This window comes from Microbacterium sp. NPDC080005, assembly GCF_040702445.1.
GTDB lineage: Bacteria > Actinomycetota > Actinomycetes > Actinomycetales > Microbacteriaceae > Microbacterium > Microbacterium oleivorans_D.
In genome coordinates, this window is sequence record NZ_JBFBLD010000001.1 from 1,002,627 (window position 1) to 1,020,746 (window position 18,120).

The 18,120-nt window shown below is 70.0% G+C and carries 17 protein-coding genes; all 17 read right to left on the reverse strand.

Features of this window, described 5'->3' with window-relative positions:
* Positions 1-44: 44 nt before the first annotated feature.
* A complete protein-coding gene (locus AB0259_RS04850; RefSeq protein ID WP_064002043.1) occupies positions 45-311 on the reverse strand; it encodes a GlsB/YeaQ/YmgE family stress response membrane protein in 267 nt (88 codons plus the stop codon).
* A gap of 147 nt (positions 312-458) precedes the next feature.
* Positions 459-1,907, reverse strand: coding sequence for a pyruvate kinase (gene pyk / locus AB0259_RS04855; protein ID WP_251580829.1), 1,449 nt, complete (start codon positions 1,905-1,907; stop codon positions 459-461).
* Between the two features lie 49 nt (positions 1,908-1,956).
* Positions 1,957-3,423, reverse strand: a complete 1,467-nt coding sequence (locus AB0259_RS04860) for a glutamate synthase subunit beta (protein ID WP_251580827.1) — start codon at positions 3,421-3,423, stop codon at positions 1,957-1,959.
* Entirely contained in the window at positions 3,416-7,936 is a 4,521-nt protein-coding gene (gene gltB / locus AB0259_RS04865; protein ID WP_251581257.1) for a glutamate synthase large subunit, read from the reverse strand. The genes AB0259_RS04860 and gltB overlap by 8 nt, the downstream gene beginning before the upstream one ends.
* A gap of 137 nt (positions 7,937-8,073) precedes the next feature.
* Positions 8,074-9,045: a prolipoprotein diacylglyceryl transferase gene (gene lgt / locus AB0259_RS04870; RefSeq protein ID WP_251580825.1), complete on the reverse strand. Its 972-nt coding sequence runs from the start codon at positions 9,043-9,045 to the stop codon at positions 8,074-8,076.
* Positions 9,046-9,055: 10 nt separating this feature from the next.
* Positions 9,056-9,856 carry a tryptophan synthase subunit alpha gene (gene trpA, locus AB0259_RS04875; RefSeq protein ID WP_366220338.1) on the reverse strand — a complete coding sequence of 267 codons (801 nt, stop codon included), beginning with the start codon at positions 9,854-9,856 and terminating at the stop codon, positions 9,056-9,058.
* Entirely contained in the window at positions 9,853-11,112 is a 1,260-nt protein-coding gene (gene trpB / locus AB0259_RS04880; protein ID WP_366220337.1) for a tryptophan synthase subunit beta, read from the reverse strand. Before trpB ends, trpA begins: the two co-directional genes overlap by 4 nt.
* Positions 11,109-11,885 carry an indole-3-glycerol phosphate synthase TrpC gene (gene trpC / locus AB0259_RS04885; protein WP_366220336.1) on the reverse strand — a complete coding sequence of 259 codons (777 nt, stop codon included), beginning with the start codon at positions 11,883-11,885 and terminating at the stop codon, positions 11,109-11,111. Before trpC ends, trpB begins: the two co-directional genes overlap by 4 nt.
* Position 11,886: 1 nt before the next feature.
* Complete coding sequence (locus AB0259_RS04890) at positions 11,887-12,114, reverse strand: DUF6704 family protein (protein WP_251580811.1); 228 nt, start codon at positions 12,112-12,114, stop codon at positions 11,887-11,889.
* A gap of 85 nt (positions 12,115-12,199) precedes the next feature.
* Positions 12,200-12,790 (reverse strand): Trp biosynthesis-associated membrane protein, encoded by a 591-nt coding sequence (locus AB0259_RS04895; protein ID WP_366220335.1) that lies wholly within the window; start codon positions 12,788-12,790, stop codon positions 12,200-12,202.
* Positions 12,787-13,146 carry a phosphoribosyl-AMP cyclohydrolase gene (hisI, locus tag AB0259_RS04900; protein WP_251580807.1) on the reverse strand — a complete coding sequence of 120 codons (360 nt, stop codon included), beginning with the start codon at positions 13,144-13,146 and terminating at the stop codon, positions 12,787-12,789. Before hisI ends, AB0259_RS04895 begins: the two co-directional genes overlap by 4 nt.
* Positions 13,143-13,907, reverse strand: coding sequence for an imidazole glycerol phosphate synthase subunit HisF (hisF, locus tag AB0259_RS04905; RefSeq protein WP_251580805.1), 765 nt, complete (start codon positions 13,905-13,907; stop codon positions 13,143-13,145). The genes hisI and hisF overlap by 4 nt, the downstream gene beginning before the upstream one ends.
* Before the next feature lies 1 nt (position 13,908).
* Positions 13,909-14,751 (reverse strand): ATP phosphoribosyltransferase, encoded by an 843-nt coding sequence (gene hisG / locus AB0259_RS04910; RefSeq protein ID WP_064002054.1) that lies wholly within the window; start codon positions 14,749-14,751, stop codon positions 13,909-13,911.
* A 46-nt stretch (positions 14,752-14,797) separates the two neighbouring features.
* Positions 14,798-15,061, reverse strand: a complete 264-nt coding sequence (locus tag AB0259_RS04915) for a phosphoribosyl-ATP diphosphatase (RefSeq protein WP_251580803.1) — start codon at positions 15,059-15,061, stop codon at positions 14,798-14,800.
* 52 nt (positions 15,062-15,113) lie between these two features.
* Positions 15,114-15,797, reverse strand: coding sequence for a ribulose-phosphate 3-epimerase (gene rpe / locus AB0259_RS04920; RefSeq protein WP_366220332.1), 684 nt, complete (start codon positions 15,795-15,797; stop codon positions 15,114-15,116).
* Between the two features lie 32 nt (positions 15,798-15,829).
* Positions 15,830-17,185, reverse strand: a complete 1,356-nt coding sequence (locus tag AB0259_RS04925) for a transcription antitermination factor NusB (RefSeq protein WP_366220331.1) — start codon at positions 17,183-17,185, stop codon at positions 15,830-15,832.
* Positions 17,182-18,114, reverse strand: a complete 933-nt coding sequence (gene fmt, locus AB0259_RS04930) for a methionyl-tRNA formyltransferase (protein WP_366220329.1) — start codon at positions 18,112-18,114, stop codon at positions 17,182-17,184. Before fmt ends, AB0259_RS04925 begins: the two co-directional genes overlap by 4 nt.
* Between the last annotated feature and the right edge of the window lie 6 nt (positions 18,115-18,120).

Consider the following 18,120-nt stretch of genomic DNA (forward strand, 5'->3'; position numbering starts at 1 on the left):
ACGAAACGGCGCCCCCGCGAGGGCGCCGTTTCGTCTGATGGTGGTCAGGTCGTGCGACGACGGCCGACGATGAGACCGTAGATCAGCAGGACGATGAGCGAGCCGCCGATGGCGAGCAGCCACGTCTGGATGCTGAAGAACTCCTCGAGCGGCGCGTTGAACAGCACGCTGCCGAGCCATCCGCCCAGCAGCGCGCCCACGACGCCCAGGATCAGCGTGACGAACCAACCGCCACCCTGCTTGCCCGGAAGGATCAGCTTCGCGATGGCGCCGGCGATGAGACCCAGAATCAAGAACCCGAAGAAACCCATGATGACCTCCTGTTGCCGCGTGTCGGATACCCCGAGACGGTACGCCGGGCGACGCCTCGGGAGGCAGGACCTTCCCCTGCGCGACCGCGAGTGCTAAAGGGCGGGCACCCAGAGGATGCCCGCCCTTTCAGCGACGTGGATGGCGACTCAGCTCTCCGCCTTGTAGATCGGCGCCTTGCCGTGCACGGCGTCACCGATCTTGTGGATGCGGATGTCGTTGGTCGCCCCGATGATCCCCGGAGGGGACCCGGAGATGACCACGACCTTGTCCCCTTCCTCGAGGAGACCGCGCGAGAGGAAGTAGTCGTCGACCTGCAGGAACATGAGGTCGGTGTGCGCGACGTGCTCGACGAGCGCCGACTGCACGCCCCAGGTGATCGCCATGCGCCGGCGGATCGCGGGGTCGATCGTGAACGCGAGCATCGGGATGCCGGGGCGCAGCCGCGACATGCGGCGCGCGGTGTCGCCCGACTCCGTGAAGAGGCAGATGAACTTCGCCTCGACGAACTCGGCCACCTCGTTGGCAGCGAGGGTGATGATGCCACCCTGCGTGCGGGGCTTGGCCGTCAGCGGCGAGATGCGCTCGAGCCCGTGGGTCTCGGTGGCATCGATGATGCGCGCCATCGTCTCGACGACGCCGACCGGGTGCTTGCCGACGCTCGTCTCACCCGAGAGCATGACGGCGTCCGCACCGTCGAGGACGGCGTTGGCGACGTCACTGGTCTCGGCGCGGGTCGGGACGGGGTTCTCGATCATGGTCTCGAGCATCTGCGTCGCGACGATGACGGGCTTGGCCATGCGACGGCAGAGCTCCACCGCGCGCTTCTGCACGATGGGCACCGCCTCGAGCGGCAGTTCGACGCCGAGGTCGCCGCGGGCGACCATGATGCCGTCGAAGGCGTCGATGATCTCCTCCAGCGCGTCGACCGCCTGGGGCTTCTCGATCTTGGCGATGACGGGGACCTTGCGGCCTTCCTCCGCCATGATCTCGTGCACCCGTGTGACGTCGGCGGCGTTGCGCACGAACGAGAGCGCGATGATGTCGGCACCGGCCTGGAGACCCCATCGGAGGTCCGCCTCGTCCTTCTCGGAGAGGGCGGGGACGTTGACGGCGACACCCGGCAGGTTGATGCCCTTGTTGTTGGACACGTAGCCGGCGACGATCACCTCGGTCGTGACGACGGGACCGTCGACACCGGTCACCTGGACGCGGACCTTGCCGTCGTCGATCAGCAGGAAGTCACCCTCGCGCACGTCCTCCGGCAGGCCCTTGAAGGTCGTCGAGACGATCTCCTTCGTCCCCGGGATGTCCTCGGTGGTGATCTTGAAGACGTCGCCCACGGCGAGGAAGTGGGGACCCTCGGCGAAGCGGCCGAGCCGGATCTTCGGGCCCTGCAGGTCGACGAGGACGGCGACGGCGCGGCCGGCGTCGTCGGATGCCTTCCGAACGTTGGCCAGTCGGGCGTCGTGATCGGCGTAATCGCCGTGGCTGAGGTTGAAGCGGGTCACGTCCACACCGGCGTCGATGATGGCACGGACCATCTCATAGCTCTCGGTGGCGGGACCCAGCGTGGCGACGATCTTCGCGCGTCTCACAGAAATAGCTCCGTCGGGTAGTGAATCGGGATCTGGGATCGGTTCCAGCCTAGGCGTGCTGAAGGCCGATCGCGACGTCGGTCGGACGGACCGGCGCCGGCAGGCTGGTCGAGCCCATGAGGTATTCGTCGACCGCCGAAGCGGCGGCGCGTCCCTCTGCGATCGCCCAGACGATGAGGGACTGGCCGCGGCCGGCATCCCCCGCGACGAACACGCCGGGGGCGGTCGACTGCCAGTCATCGGCCCGCTCGACGTTGCCGCGAGAATCGAACACGGCACCGAGCTGCTGCTCGAGGGCCGTACGCTCGGGGCCGGTGAAGCCCATGGCGATGAGCACCAGGTCGGCGGGGATCTCGCGCTCGGTGCCGCTCTTGGGGACGCGGCGGCCGTCGACGAACTCGGTCTCCGCGACACGCAGAGCCCGGACCTCACCCGCCTCGTTCCCGAGGAACTCGACCGTGGACGCGAGGTACGCCCGCTCGCCCCCCTCTTCGTGCGCAGAGGCGACCTCGAACACCGTCGGCATCATGGGCCAGGGCTGGTGGTCGGGGCGCGCCTCGGGCGGCTGCTTGCCGATGGCGAGGTTCGTGACGCTGAGAGCGCCCTGGCGGTGGGCGGTGCCGATGCAGTCGGCGCCGGTGTCGCCACCGCCGATCACGATGACGTGCTTGCCCTCGGCGTGGATCTGGTGCGGCACCTGGTCCCCCGCGACCGCCTTGTTCGACTCGACGAGGTATTCCATCGCGAAGTGCACGCCGTCCAGGTCACGACCGGGGATGGCGAGGTCGCGCGGCACGGTGGCGCCGGTGGCGACGACGACCGCGTCGTAACGGGCGCGCAGATCCGCCCACGACAGGTCCTTGCCGATCTCGACGCCGGCGCGGAAGCGGGTGCCTTCGTCCCGCATCTGGCGCAGGCGCGTCTCGAGGTGACGCTTCTCCATCTTGAAGTCCGGGATGCCGTAGCGCAGCAGGCCGCCGATGCGGTCGTCCCGCTCGTACACGGCCACGGTGTGACCGGCACGTGTCAGCTGCTGTGCGGCGGCGAGACCGGCTGGTCCCGATCCGACGACGGCCACCGTCTTGCCGGTGAGGCGCCCGGGGGGCTCCGCCTCGACCCACCCGTTGGCGAACGCCTCATCGATCGTCGAGACCTCGATCTGCTTGATCGTGACGGGAGGCTGATTGATGCCGAGGACGCAGGAGCTCTCGCACGGCGCAGGGCACAGCCGCCCGGTGAACTCCGGGAAGTTGTTCGTGGCGTGCAGACGCTCGATGGCCGCGCGGCCCTCGCCGCGCCACGTGAGGTCGTTCCACTCCGGGATGAGGTTGCCGAGAGGGCAGCCCTGGTGGCAGAACGGTACGCCGCAGTCCATGCAGCGGCCGGCCTGACGGCGGAGCACGGCCTGGTCGCCCTGCTCGTACACCTCCTTCCAGTCCATGATGCGGACGGGAACGGGCCGGCGCGGCGGCAGCTCGCGCTCGGTGACTTTGAGGAAGCCCTTGGGATCAGCCACCGGTCACCTCCAGGATGCGGGTCCAGACGACGTCGCTGTCGGGGTCGAGCCCCTCGGCGGCCGCCTCCTGGCGGGTTTTCAGGACGGCCGCGTAGTCCCGCGGCAGGACGCGCGTGAAGTTCGCGATCTCGGTGTCGAGGTTCGCCAGCAGACGCTCGGCGAGGTCCGAGCCGGTCTCCTCGACGTGCCGGGTCAACAGGTCGCGGAGGATCTCGACGTCGCCCGCGCCGAGCTCCAGGAGCTCGAGCTCACCGGTGGCGAGGGCCTCGCGGTTGATGAGCGCGCGGTCGAGGCGGTGGATGTAGGCGGAACCACCCGACATCCCCGCACCGAGGTTCCGCCCCGTGGGCCCGAGGATGACGGCGAGCCCGCCGGTCATGTACTCGAGTGCGTGGTCGCCGACACCCTCGACGACCGCGGTCGCGCCGGAGTTGCGGACCAGGAACCGCTCACCGACGACTCCGCGCAGGAACATCGATCCTCGCGTCGCGCCATAGCCGATGACGTTGCCGGCGATGACGTTCTTCGATGCGTCGAAGGCCGCGTCGCGCGGCGGTCGCACGACGATCTCGCCGCCCGAGAGACCCTTGCCGACGTAGTCGTTCGAGTCACCCTCCAGGCGCAGCGTGATGCCCGACGGCAGGAACGCGCCGAACGACTGCCCCGCGGAGCCGGTCAGATTGATCTCGATCGTCCCGGACGGCAGGCCGTTCTCGCCGTGCGCCTTGGTCACGTGGTGGCCGAGCATCGTGCCCACGGCGCGCTCGGTGTTGCGCACCGGCAGATCGATGACGAGGTGACCACCGTGCTCGATGACATCGCGCGCCCGGTCGAGCAGGGCGACGTCGAAATGCTCCTCCAGCTCATGGTCCTGTTCGTGCACCCGACGACGGGGAGCGTCGTCGGAGAACGCAGGGCCGCGGAGGATCGGCGAGAGGTCGAGCCCGTGCGCCTTCCAGTGGTCGACGGCGGGCTGGACGTCGAGGACCTCGGTGTGTCCGACAGCCTCATCGATCGAGCGGAACCCGAGCTCCGCAAGGTACTCGCGCACCTCCTGGGCGATGAACTCCATGAAGTTCACGACGTGCTCCGCCTTGCCCGTGAACCGCTTGCGCAGCTCGGGGTTCTGGGTCGCGACGCCGACAGGGCAGGTGTCGAGGTGGCAGACGCGCATCATGATGCAGCCCTCCACGACGAGTGCGCTCGTCGCGAATCCGAACTCCTCCGCTCCCAGCAGAGCGGCGATCAGGACGTCGCGCCCGGTCTTCAGCTGACCATCGGCCTGCACGACCACACGGCCGCGCATGTCGTTGATCATGAGCGTCTGCTGCGTCTCGGCGAGGCCGAGCTCCCACGGCGTGCCCGCGTGCTTGAGCGAGTTGAGGGGGCTCGCACCCGTGCCGCCGTCGTGACCGGAGACGAGGATGACGTCGGCCAAGGCCTTCGCGGTACCCGCCGCCACCGCGCCGATGCCGGACTGGCTCACGAGCTTGACGTGCACGCGAGCCGACGGGTTCGCACGCTTGAGGTCGAAGATGAGCTGCTTCAGGTCTTCGATCGAGTAGATGTCGTGGTGCGGCGGCGGCGAGATGAGCCCGACACCTGGGGTGCCGCCGCGCGTGCGGGCGATCCAGGGGTAGACCTTGCCGGGCGGCAGCTGGCCGCCTTCGCCGGGCTTCGCGCCCTGGGCGAGCTTGATCTGGATGTCGTCCGCGTGCGTCAGGTACATGCTCGTGACGCCGAACCGACCAGAGGCGACCTGCTTGATCGCGCTGCGACGCTCGGGGTCGAGCAGGCGGTCGACGTCCTCGCCGCCCTCACCCGTGTTGGACTTCGCGCCCAGACGGTTCATCGCGATGGCGAGCGTCTCGTGCGCCTCCTTCGAGATCGAGCCGTAGCTCATCGCGCCGGTGGAGAAGCGCTTCACGATCGAGGACACCGGCTCGACCTCGTCGATCGGGACGGCCGGCCGGACGCCGGTCTTCAGCCGGAAGAGACCGCGCAGCGTCTTCAGCTCGGCCGCCTGCTCGTCGATCAGATGCGTGTACTCGCGGAAGATGTCGTACCGGCGGGTCCGCGTCGCGTGCTGCAGACGGAACACCGTGTCGGGGTTGAAGAGGTGCGGCGACCCGTCACGGCGCCACTGGTACTCGCCGCCGGTCCAGAGGCGCTCGTGTGCACGGACAGCCTGGTCGGCGGGATAGGCGAACTCGTGCCGGGCGAGGTTCTCACGCGAGATCTCCTCGATCCCGATGCCGCCGAGTTTGGTCTCGGTCCCGGTGAAGTAGGTGTCGACGAACTCCTGCGACAGACCGACCGCCTCGAACACCTGCGCGCCCGCGTACGAGGAGACCGTCGAGATGCCCATCTTGGACATGATCTTGAGCACGCCCTTTCCGAGCGCGTAGATCAGGTTCCGGACGGCCTTCTCGGGCTCGACACCGGTGATGTATCCGGCGCGGACGAGGTACTCGACCGTCTCCATCGCGAGGTACGGGTTCACTGCGGACGCGCCGTAACCGATCAGCGTGGCGACATGGTGGACCTCGCGCACATCACCGGCCTCGACCACGAGACCGACCTTCATCCGGTTCTCGTTGCGGATGAGGTGGTGGTGCACCGAGGAGAGCGTCAGGAGGGACGGGATCGGCACGAGGTCCGACGTCGAGTCGCGGTCGCTGAGGATGATGAACTCGACGCCGTCGGCGATCGCGGCATCCACTTCGGCGTTGATCTCGTCCAGACGAGCGCGGAGCGAGTCGGCGTCGTCGTCGGCGCGGTAGAGCCCGCGGATCGTGATGGACCGGCGGCCGGGCAGCGCGCGGTCGATGTTCTGCAGCTTCGCGAGCTCGTCGTTGTCGATCACCGGGAAGTCGAGCGTGATGACGCGCGTGTGATCGGGACCCGACGCCAGCAGGTTGCGCTCGGGACCGAGTCCGAGCCCGAGCGAGGTGACGACCTCTTCGCGGATCGAGTCGAGCGGAGGGTTCGTCACCTGCGCGAACTGCTGCACGAAGTAGTCGAAGAGCAGACGGGGGCGTTCGCTGAGCACCGCGATGGGAGTGTCCGATCCCATGGCGCCGAGGGGTTCGGCGCCCGTCTGCCCCATCGGGGTCAGAAGGATGCGAACCTCCTCCTCGGTGTACCCGAAGGTGCGCTGACGCCGGGTGATCGAGGCGATCGGGTGCACGATGTGTTCGCGCTCGGGCAGGTCCTTCAGGCGGACTCGGCCCTCGTCGAGCCACTCCTGCCACGGGTGAAGGGCGGCGAGGTCGCGCTTGATCTCCTCGTCCTCCACGATGCGCCCCTGGGCGGTGTCGACGACGAACATGCGTCCGGGCTGCAGACGACCGCGACGCTTGATGCGCTCGGGCGCGAAGTCCAGGACGCCGGTCTCACTGCCGATGACGACGAGCCCGTCCGTCGTCTCGGTCCAGCGGCCGGGGCGCAGGCCGTTGCGGTCGAGGGTGGCGCCGACGAGGGAGCCGTCCGTGAAGATGAGGGCTGCGGGCCCGTCCCACTGCTCCATCTGCATCGAGTGGTACTCGTAGAAGGCGCGCAGGTCGTCGGGGATGTCGGCCTGCTTCTCGTAGGCCTCGGGGACCATCATCATGATGGCGTGCGGCAGGCTGCGACCGGTGAGGGTCAGCAGCTCGAGGACCTCGTCGAACGACGCCGAGTCGCTCTGACCCGGGCTGCAGATCGGCAGCAGAGGACGGATGTCGCCGAGCAGCTCCGATTCGAGCTGCGACTGACGCGCCCGCATCCAGTTGCGGTTGCCGTTGACGGTGTTGATCTCGCCGTTGTGCGCCAGCATCCGCAGCGGCTGCGCGAGGGGCCACGACGGGAAGGTGTTCGTCGAATACCGCGAGTGCACGACGGCGAGCTCGGTGGCGAAACGCTCGTCCTGCAGGTCGGGGTAGAACGGCTCGAGCTGCAGGGTCGTGACCATGCCCTTGTAGCCGAGGGTGCGGCTCGAGAGCGAGACGAAGTAGGCGTCGAGTTCGTGCTGGGCCCGCTTGCGCAGCCGGTAGGTCCGGCGGTCGAGCGCGATACCCGACAGCGCCGGCGCGTCGCCCACCGCGGGGCGCGAGACGAACAGCTGCTCGAACGCGGGGCGTGCATCGAAGGCGAGCTTGCCAAGGTTCTCATCCGCGGTCGGCACCGCACGCCAGCCGAGCACCGTCAGGCCCTCGGTCGCGGCGATCTCCTCGATGGCGGTCTTCTGCGCGAGGCGCTCGTCGTGATCGGTCGGCAGGAAGGCCAGACCCACCGCGTACTCCCCCACCGGGGGCAGATCGAACTCGACGACGGCCCGCAGGAACGCGTCGGGCATCTGCGTCAGGATCCCCGCACCGTCGCCGGTGCCGGCATCCGACCCGATGGCGCCGCGATGCTCGAGATTGCGCAGGGCGGTCAGGGCGAGGTCCACGATGTCGTGGCCCGCCGTGCCCCGCAGGGTCGCGACCATCGCCAGTCCACAGGCGTCCTTCTCGAACGCCGGGTTGTACATCCCCTGCTTCGCAGGGAACGAACCACCGGTGATGGTCCCGGCCGGCCGGGTCGTGGTGTCTTCGTGACGGGAGCTCGAGGGCATGCCTACCGTCCTCACATGGGTGCTCAACCTGGGACGACGTCGGCCCTGCGGTGCTATCGGGTGGTGACTGAGCTTGTGGCCGAGTCGGAGGATTCTTCGGACGCGGGGGGTGCGCTCACGTCGACGAAGTCATCGGTTCCCTGTGAGTGTACCGCGCCCGGGGGCGTCCATTCGCGTCCCGGCTGATACGGCGACGGCTCGAAGCCCGGGTGCCGGCGCTTCTGCACGATCATGATGACCAGACCCACGACGACACCCAGGATCGACGCCCACACGTTCGTGCGGAGGCCGAGGAAGACCTCGCTCGGGTCGATGCGGATGGACTCCCAGACGATGCGGCCGGCGGAGTACCAGATCAGGTAGAGGCCGAACAGTCGACCCCACTGCAGCCGGAACCGGCGACCGGCGGCAGCGATGATGATGACACCCATGACGTTCCAGATGACCTCGTAGAGGAAGGTCGGGTGGAAGAGCGTGCCTTCGGGCAGACCGGCGGGCCACGCGGGGTTCGGGTAGCTGATCTCGAGGCCCCACGGCAGATCGGTCGGCAGACCGTAGAGCTCCTGGTTGAACCAGTTGCCGAAGCGGCCGAACGCCTGCGCCAGCAGGAGGGCCGGAGCCAGCGCGTCCGCGAAGGTCCAGAAGCGGATGCCGCTCCACTTGCAGCCCAGCCACGCGCCGACCGCGCCGCCGATCAGGGCGCCGAAGATGGCGATGCCGCCCTCCCAGATGCGGAAGATCGCCCAGAGGTCCTTGTCCTCCCCGAAGTAGAAGCCGGGGTGGGTGACGACGTGGAAGATGCGTGCGCCGATGATCGCGAGCGGGACCGCGAGCAGGGCGATGTCGATGACGACCCACGGCTCCGCGCCGCGCTTGGTGAGGCGGCGGTTGGTCCAGAACGTGGCCACGACGATGCCCGCGAGGATGCACAGGGCGTAGAAGTGGATCGTCAGCGGGCCGAGCTGGAACGAACTGATCGGCGGGCTGGGGATGCTCGCGACGACGGAGAGGGCTGCAGAAGTCACGACGGCGAGTCTACGCGGTGACCGGCTGGGGTCCCGCGCCGCGGGACAGCTCCCGCGTCGTGGCGGCCAGGCCGTCCACCCCGCCGTCGCGGAGCGCGCGCACCAGGGCCGTGCCCACGATCGCGCCGTCGGCGTAGTCGAGGACACCGTCGACCTGATCGGCGGTCGAGATGCCGATGCCCACGCAGGCGTTCTCCACCCCGTGCGCACGGAGACGCTCGACGAGGGCGCGCGCCGCGGCATCCAGTTCGGCCCGCTCCCCCGTGATGCCCATCGTCGAGACGGTGTACACGAATCCGGTGGAGTGCTCGGCGATCATCTTGATGCGATCGTCCGTGGACGACGGGGCGGCGAGGAAGATGCGGTCGAGCCCGGTCCGCTCGGAGGCCGCGATCCAGTCAGCCGCCGCGTCGGGCGTGATGTCGGGGGTGATGAGCCCCGCGCCGCCGGCGGCCGCGAGGTCGTCGGCGAAACGGTCGACGCCGTACTGGAACACGGGGTTCCAATACGTCATGACGACGATCGGCACGTCGACGCGCTCGGCGATCGCACGGACCGCGGTGAAGGTGTCGCGGAAGCGGAACCCCGCGGCCAGCGCAGCCTGCGTCGCCTCCTGGATGACGACCCCGTCCATCACCGGGTCGGAGTAGGGCGGACCCAGCTCGATGATGTCGGCGCCGTTCTCCGCGAGGGCGACGGCGGCGTCGATGCTGGTCTGCAGATCCGGGTAGCCGATGGGCAGGTAGCCCACGAACGCTCCGCGACCGGACTCCTTGGCCGCGGCGATCGCGGCGGCGACCCGCGAGGTCACAGCTCCACTCCCTCACCGCTGCCGTGCTCGGGATCGGCCGGGACCTCGACCGGCTCCTTGTCGGCGTCGTAGAGCTCGAACCAGCGCGCAGCGGTGTCCATGTCCTTGTCGCCCCGTCCGGAGAGGTTGACGGCCAGGACCGCGTCCGGACCGAGCTCGCGACCGATGCGGAGCGCACCCGCCAGGGCGTGGGCGGATTCGATCGCAGGGATGATCCCCTCGGTGCGGCTGAGCAGACGCAGGGCTTCCATCGCCTCGGTGTCGGTCGCGGGGATGTACTGCGCGCGGCCGATGCTCGCGAGCCACGCGTGCTCCGGGCCGACGCCCGGGTAGTCGAGCCCGGCCGAGATCGAGTGCGACTCGGTCGTCTGCCCGTCCTCGTCCTGCAGCACGAACGTCTTCGCCCCGTGGAGGATGCCGGGTCGGCCGCGCTCGATGGATGCCGCATGCTTGGGCGTGTCGACGCCGTCGCCGGCCGCCTCGACGCCGTACAGAGCGACGCCCTTGTCGTCGAGGAACGCGTCGAACATGCCGATCGCGTTCGACCCGCCGCCGACGCACGCGATGACCGCGTCAGGGAGGCGCCCGGTCTCATCGAGGAGCTGCTGACGCGCCTCCTCACTGATGACCTTCTGGAAGTCGCGCACCATCGCCGGGAACGGGTGCGGGCCGGCCGCGGTGCCGAAGATGTAGTTCGTCGAGTCGACGGAGGCGACCCAGTCGCGGTACGCCTCGTTGATCGCGTCCTTGAGCGTGCGCGACCCGGTCGTGACCGGCACGACCTCGGCACCGAGGAGCCGCATCCGCGCCACGTTGAGAGCCTGTCGCTCCGTGTCGACCTCACCCATGTAGATCGTGCACTCGAACCCGAAGAGCGCGGCCGCCGTCGCGGTGGCGACGCCGTGCTGACCCGCGCCGGTCTCGGCGATGACCCGGTTCTTGCCGAGCTTCTTCGTGATGAGCGCCTGGCCGAGCACATTGTTGATCTTGTGGGACCCGGTGTGGTTGAGGTCCTCACGCTTGAGGAAGACGCGCGCGCCACCGGCGTGCTCGGCGAACCGCGGCACCTCGGTGAGCGCGGACGGACGCCCCGCATAGACGTTGAGCAGCCGTGCGAACTCGGCGGCGAAGGCGGGGTCGGTCTTGGCGTCCTCGTAGACCGCTGTCAGCTCGTCGATCGCGGCGATGAGCGACTCGGGCATGTACCGCCCGCCGAACTCGCCGAAGAAGGGACCGTTGGCTTCGCGGAGACTCATGAGCCTGCTTCCAGGAACGCGGCGAGGGTCGACACGGGGTCGCTCGTGACGAGGGCCTCGCCGATCAGGACGACGTCGGCGCCGGCGCCGCGGTAGTGCGCGACGTCGGCGGGTGAGAGCACGGCCGACTCGGCGATCTTGATGACGCCGTCCGGGAGCTCGGGAGCGAGTCGGCCGAAGAGGTCCCGGTCGAGCTCGAACGTGGAGAGGTTGCGTGCGTTGACGCCCACCAGGCGTGCGCCGATGTCGTTCGCACGAGCGACCTCGTCGGCGGAGTGCGTCTCGACGAGCGGCGTCATGCCGAGCTCGACGACGAGGTCGTACAGCTCGGCGAGCACCCGCTGCTCGAGACCGGCGACGATGAGGAGGACGAGGTCGGCGCCCGCCGCCCGGGCCTCGAACACCTGGTACGGCGTCGCGATGAAGTCCTTGCGGAGCACCGGGAGGGTGACGGCCGCGCGGACAGCTTCCAGGTCGGCGAGCGAGCCCTTGAACTTGCGCTGCTCGGTCAGCACCGAGATCGCGGACGCTGCGCCGTCCTCGTATCGGCGCGCCTGGAGCGCGGGGTCGGGGATGTCGGCGAGGTCGCCACGCGACGGGCTCGCACGCTTGACCTCCGCGATGATCTTGACGCGGTCGGCGGGGGCGAGGGCGGCCAACGCATCGATGGCCGCGGGCTGCGCGAGGGCGAGCTTCTCGACCACGGCCAGGGGGCGGACGGACTCCCGCTCCCGTGCATCCTCCACCGCGCCGGCCGTCAGGTCGGCGAGCACGTCAGTGCTGCTTCGAGACGGTCTTGGATCCGCCGACGCCGTAGCCCGCCTTGGTCATGATGTAGCCGACGACGAGGCCGATGACCAGCAGGACGACTGAGAGCCAGACCATGAGCGGCATCTCGAGGAAGAAGAAGACGGTGCCGATCGTCAGCGCGATGAGCATGATGACGACCGTCGTCCATGCCGCCGGGGAGTGTCCGTGGCCGGGGTCCTCGATGCCGCTCATTTTTCTCCTTCGCATGCAGGTTCGGGGGCGACCGGAGCCGCCTCATCAGTCTAGCGGGGTGGACACGCTCCCCCGCCCCGGACGCTCAGCTGGTCGGGTCCTCGCCGCGGGACAGATCGTCCCAGGAGTCGATGCTGTCCCGAGGGCCGGTCCCGGCGGTGCGCTCCGTGCGGTATCTGCGCCCGGATGCGCTCCAGCGGTGGGCGGTCGCGAGGACGACCATGCCGCCCAGCACGATGAGGACGGATGTTGCGGCCGTCACCGCAGGCCACGGAGTCGCCGTGATCTCGGACACGATGCCGGCGATGCCCTGCTCACCACTGAGACCGGTGGCATCCGTCACCGGTCCCGCCACGGCGTCGACGGGACGCTGCGACGCGATGCGGAACGAACTCCAGCCGAGGCCGGCGCCCAGCCCGATCGCGATGACCGCGAAGGCGTACCGGAGCACCCGCCCGACGATCGTGAGCGCGAGACCGAGGGCGAGCGCGGCGAGGCTCAGCGGAGCGAGCACAGCGAGGGCGTCCGCCCCGGGGACGGGGACCGCGAGCTCGGAGCCGTCGTTGAGCGTGGCGTTCAGCCAGGTCTGGGTCGACCCGATGATGCCGACAGCGCCGCCGAGGAGGATCGCCAGCACGGCGGACAGCCGCATCCGCCGGGCGGAGGCGTCGGTCACGAGAACTCGCCGACCACGGGGTCGAGGTCGTCGGCGTCGAAGCAGGTGCGGTCGCCGGTGTGGCAGGCAGCACCCACCTGCTCGACGGACACGAGGAGCGTGTCGCCGTCGCAGTCGAGGCGCAGGCCGCGCACGTACTGGGCGTGCCCCGACGTGTCGCCCTTGCGCCAGTACTCCTGTCGCGAGCGGGACCAGAACGTCACGCGTCCTTCGGTGAGCGTGCGACGGAGGGCTTCGGCGTCCATCCACCCCAGCATGAGCACCTCGCGCGTGTCGTGCTGCTGCACGATCGCGGGCACGAGTCCGTCCGCGTTGTAGACGACGCGTGCCATGCGCTCCTCGATCGACCGGGTCATCGCCGCACCTCCACACCCGAGGCCGTCAGGGCCTCTTTGACGTCTCCGACCGTCAGCTGTCCCGAGTGGAAGACGGATGCTGCGAGCACCGCATCCGCCCCGGCTTCGATCGCCGGCGCGAAGTGCGCCGCGTCACCCGCGCCGCCCGAGGCGATGACGGGAACCGACGAGACCTCGCGCATGAGGGCGACGAGCTCGAGGTCGAAGCCGTCCTTCGTGCCGTCCGCATCGATCGAGTTCACCAGCAGCTCCCCGGCGCCGCGTTCGATGGCCTCGCGCGCCCAGGCGAGGGCGTCGAGGTCGGTGAGCGTGCGGCCGCCGTGGGTCGTGACGGCGAAGCCGGACGGCGTGTGCGGCGCGCGCTTCACGTCGAGGGAGAGGACGAGGACCTGGGCGCCGAAACGGTCGGCGATCTCACCGAGGAGCTCGGGGCGGGCGATCGCGGCGGAGTTCACGCCGACCTTGTCAGCACCCACGCCGAGCAGTCGCGCGACATCCTCCGCGGATCGCACGCCGCCGCCGACGGTCAGCGGGATGAAGACCTGCTCCGCCGTGCGCTGGACCACGTCGTACGTCGTGTCGCGGGCGTCGACCGTCGCGGTGACGTCGAGGAAGGTGATCTCGTCCGCGCCCTGCTCGTAGTAGCGGCGCGCGAGGTCGACGGGGTCGCCCATCTCGCGCAGGTTCTCGAAGTTGACGCCCTTGACCACCTTGCCCGCGGCGACGTCGAGGCACGGGATGACCCGGCACACGAGCGACACGTCAGAGCCTCGCGTTGTGGATCGCCGTCACGAGGATCGCACGGGCGCCGATCTCGTACAGCGCGTCCATCACCTGGTTGACGGTCTTCCGCGGGCTCATGACGCGCACCGCCACCCATTCCGGGTCCCGCAGCGGCGAGATGGTCGGCGACTCGATGCCCGGCGTGAGCGCGACGGCCTGGTCGACGAGGTGCGCCGGGAGGTCGTAGTCGATGAGGACGTAGCGACGGGCGACCATGACGCCACGCAGGCGCCGCAGCAGTGTCTCGGTGCCGGGCGCCTCGGTCGGGGCGCCGATGAGGACCGCCTCGGATTCGAGCAGGACCGGGCCGAAGATCTCGAGCCCCGCCTGCCGGAGCGTCGTCCCCGTCGAGACGACGTCGGCGACGGCATCCGCCACCCCCAGCTGCACGGCGGACTCGACCGCGCCGTCCAGGGGCACGAGGTCCACGGCCACACCGTGTTCGTCGAGGTATCCGTCGACGAGGCCCGGGTAGGCGGTCGCGACGCGCAGGCCGTCGAGGTCGGCGAGCTCCGTGAAGCGTCCGGGAGGACCGGCGAAACGGAAGGTCGAGCCGCCGAAGCCGAGCTGCTCGATCTCGCGGGCACCCGGCATCCGCGCGTCCAACAGCAGGTCGCGGCCGGTGATCCCGACGTCGAGGGCACCCGAGCCCACGTAGGTGGCGATGTCTTTGGGACGGAGGTAGAAGAACTCGACGTCGTTGACGGGGTCGATGACGTGGAGGTCCTTGGGATCGCGTCGACCGGTGTACCCGGCTTCGGCGAGCATCCCCGCCGTGGTCTCGGCGAGCATGCCCTTGTTGGGGACGGCGATGCGCAGCATGGGACGTCTTTCGGTGTGGAGGTGTGCGGACGGCGGGAGGGACCGATCAGAGATGTCGGTACACGTCCTCGAGCGTCAGTCCCTTCGCGAGCATCAGCACCTGCAGGTGGTAGAGCAGCTGCGAGATCTCCTCGGCCGTCTCGGCATCCGACTGGTATTCGGCGGCCATCCAGACCTCTGCGGCCTCTTCGACGATCTTCTTGCCGATGGCGTGGACGCCCCGGTCGAGCTGTGCGACGGTTCCGGATCCCTCGGGACGGGTCGCCGCCGTCTCGGTCAGCTCGGAGAACAGTCCGTCGAAGGTCTTCACACCCTCCAGGGTACCGGGCCGCCGCCCGCCGCCGGTACCCGTGACGACGTGGTCAGTGCCGGTGAGCGGATGCCGCAGCAGAGCGGAGCGCGCTGATCGCCGCGCCGGGGTCGTCGGCCCCGAAGACGGCGGAGCCCGCCACGAAGGTGTCGGCACCGGCCTCCGCGGCCTGCGCGATCGTCGCCTCGCCGATGCCGCCGTCGACCTGCAGCCAGACCTGCGAACCGCGGCGGCGTGCCTCGTCGGCGAGCCGGCGGAGCTTCGGCATCTGGTCCGCCATGAAGCTCTGCCCACCGAAACCGGGCTCGACCGTCATGACGAGGATCTGGTCGAACTCGTCGAGCACGTCGAACAGCTGCTCCACCGGGGTCGACGGCTTGACCGCGACCCCGGCACGGGCACCGATGTCGCGCAGTCGTCGAGCGAGAACCACCGGCTCAGCGGCGGCCTCGAGGTGGAAGGTGACGGATGCCGCGCCGAGCTCGGCGTACCCCGGCGCCCACCGGTCGGCGTCACTGATCATGAGGTGGACGTCGAGCGGGACCGGGCTCGTCGCCTGGATGCGCTCGACCATCTGCGGGCCGAACGTCAGGTTGGGGACGAAGTGGTTGTCCATCACGTCGACGTGGACGAAGTCCGCAGAGGCGATGCGGGCGAGCTCCGCCTGCATGTTGACGAAATCGGCGGCGAGGATGCTGGGGTTGATGCGTACGTCGGAATCGGCCACGTGAGCCATTATCCCGGCGCGGGATCACGTTCGACGCCGGGTCAGGAGCGACGCAGCAGCCAGATGGACATGGCGTCGGTCGCGTGACGGTGCGGCCACAGCTGCGCGCGGCCCGACCCGTCGGCCGGGACGGCGAGGTCGATGTCGCCGCCGGAGATCCCCCGGATCACCTCGCGCGCGTCGAGCTGGGTGAGGCCGGTGCCGAAGCGGCGCTCGATATCGGCGACCACGCCCGCCGTCTCGGCGAGGTGCGGGGAGCACGTGACGTACGCGACGACGCCGCCCGGAGCGAGCGCCTCGACCGCAGCGGAGAGGAGTTCGGCCTGGAGCTGGGTGAGCTCGGAGACGTCAGCCGGAGCCTTGCGCCAGCGCGCCTCGGGCCGCCGTCGGAGTGCGCCGAGTCCGGTGCACGGCGCGTCGACGAGGATGCGGTCGTAGACTCCCCGGCCGGCGCGCGTGCGGCCGTCCTCCTCGGACACGGGCACGTCGATCGGAACCGCCGCGACGGACTGGCGGACGAGTTTCGCCCGCGCAGGCGAGAGCTCGTTCGCCTCGAGCTGCGCCCCGTGGGCGGCAGCCTCTGCGGCGAGGACCGCGGTCTTGCCGCCGGGCGCCGCGCACAGGTCGAGCCAGCGCTCCCCTGCGCGTACCGGCACCGCGCGCGACAAAGCGAGGGCCGCGAGCTGAGAGCCCTCGTCCTGCACGCGGACGGCGCCGCCCGAGGCGCGCACGACGCGGTCGGGATCGCCGCCCGCGAGCCGGAAGCCAAGCGGGGAGAAGGGTGTGCGCGCGGCGTCCGCCGGGATCTCGCCGACACCGGGAAGGGCCGACAGGGTGACGGTGGGAGCGGCGTTGTCCGCCGACAGCAGACTGAGCAGCTCCGCCGCACGCCCTTCGGCCGCCAGCGCTCGCCGGAACGCCCGGATGATCCAGACGGGGTGCGCATACCGCACCGACAGTTTCTCGTCGTCGGACCGTGCGGCATCCTCGATGCGGGTGAGCCACTCCTCCTCGTCGCGCTCCGACACACGCCGCAGGACGGCGTTGGCGAATCCGGTCGCCCGACGCCCGGCAACCCGCCCCACCAGGTCCACCGTCTCGTGGACCGCGGCGTGCGCAGGGACCCGGGTCGCGAGGAGCTGATGGGTCCCGAGACGAAGCGCGTCGAGGACGGCGTCGTCGATCGTGGACACGGGGCGGGACGCGGCGATCTCGATCACAGCGTCGTACGTTCCGACACGGCGGAGGGTGCCGTACGTCAGCTCGGTGGCGAGGGCAGCGTCCGCAGTCGACAGCCGGGCACGCTCCACTTCCCGAGGCAGCAGGAGGTTGGCATACGCATCGTCCGCTCCGACGGCGTGGATGACGGCGTAGGCGACATCGCGCGCCGCGGTCACGACGACGCCCCCGGCAGGTCGGCGCGCGGATCATCGGCCCGCAGGCCCCGCCACCAGTCCGCGGCGGGCATGGCGCCCTTCCCCGCGGGCTGCACGGTGCGCAGGAGAACCGTCCCCTCCCCCGTCCCGACGAGGACGTCGCGTCCGACGAGCGCCAGTCTGCCGGGCTCGAGGTCGGTGTCGGGCCCACGCAGCGCGGAATGGACCTTGACCCGGGCCCCGGCGACGCTGAGATGCGCCCCCGGCTCGGGTGTCGTGCCCCGGAAGCGGTCCACGACGCGGTCGGCGGGCTGCGTGACGTCCAGGGCGCCGTCCGCCTGTGTGAGCTTCGGCGCCAGGGTGGGCTCGCCGTGCTGCGGGGCCGCGACCGCCGTGCCGTCCGCGATCGCGTCGACGACACCCGACACGAGCTCCGCGCCGGAGACTGCGAGGTCGGCGAGCACATCGCCGGCGGTCGCCCCGCGCGGCACGTCGTACCGGAGCTCGGCGAAGACATCACCGGCGTCGAGGGCCGGCACCAGCTGGAACACCGCGGCGCCCGTGACTCGGTCCCCCGCGATCAGTGCGTGCTGGACGGGCGCCGCCCCGCGCCACTTCGGGAGCAGCGAGAAATGGAGGTTGATCCAGCCGTGCCTCGGCGCAGAGAGCAACGGCTCGCGCACGAGTCCTCCGTACGCGACGATGACTCCGAGCTCGGCGTCGAGCGCGGTGATCGCGGCCGTCGCCGCGTCGTCCAGGCGATCGGCCTTGATGACCGTCAGACCCAGTTCCTCTGCCGCGACCGCGACGGGCGAGGGCGTCAGAACGCGCTTGCGGCCGAGAGGCGCGTCACGACGGCTGACGACTCCGACGACCTCGTGGGACGAGGCCGCGAGGGCGCGGAGCGAGGGGATGGCCGGTTCGGGTGTTCCGGCGAAAACGACGCGCATGGAGGT

Bases quoted from the DNA above. Each gene is read 5' to 3' on its own strand.
- hisG (WP_064002054.1), bottom strand. From the start codon at position 14,751: ATGCTGCGCATCGCCGTCCCCAACAAGGGCATGCTCGCCGAGACCACG.
- AB0259_RS04850 (WP_064002043.1), bottom strand. From the start codon at position 311: ATGGGTTTCTTCGGGTTCTTGATTCTGGGTCTCATCGCCGGCGCCATC.
- rpe (WP_366220332.1), bottom strand. From the start codon at position 15,797: ATGGCTCACGTGGCCGATTCCGACGTACGCATCAACCCCAGCATCCTC.
- hisI (WP_251580807.1), bottom strand. From the start codon at position 13,146: ATGACCCGGTCGATCGAGGAGCGCATGGCACGCGTCGTCTACAACGCG.
- trpB (WP_366220337.1), bottom strand. From the start codon at position 11,112: ATGAGTCTCCGCGAAGCCAACGGTCCCTTCTTCGGCGAGTTCGGCGGG.
- fmt (WP_366220329.1), bottom strand. From the start codon at position 18,114: ATGCGCGTCGTTTTCGCCGGAACACCCGAACCGGCCATCCCCTCGCTC.
- AB0259_RS04890 (WP_251580811.1), bottom strand. From the start codon at position 12,114: ATGAGCGGCATCGAGGACCCCGGCCACGGACACTCCCCGGCGGCATGG.
- gltB (WP_251581257.1), bottom strand. From the start codon at position 7,936: ATGTACAACCCGGCGTTCGAGAAGGACGCCTGTGGACTGGCGATGGTC.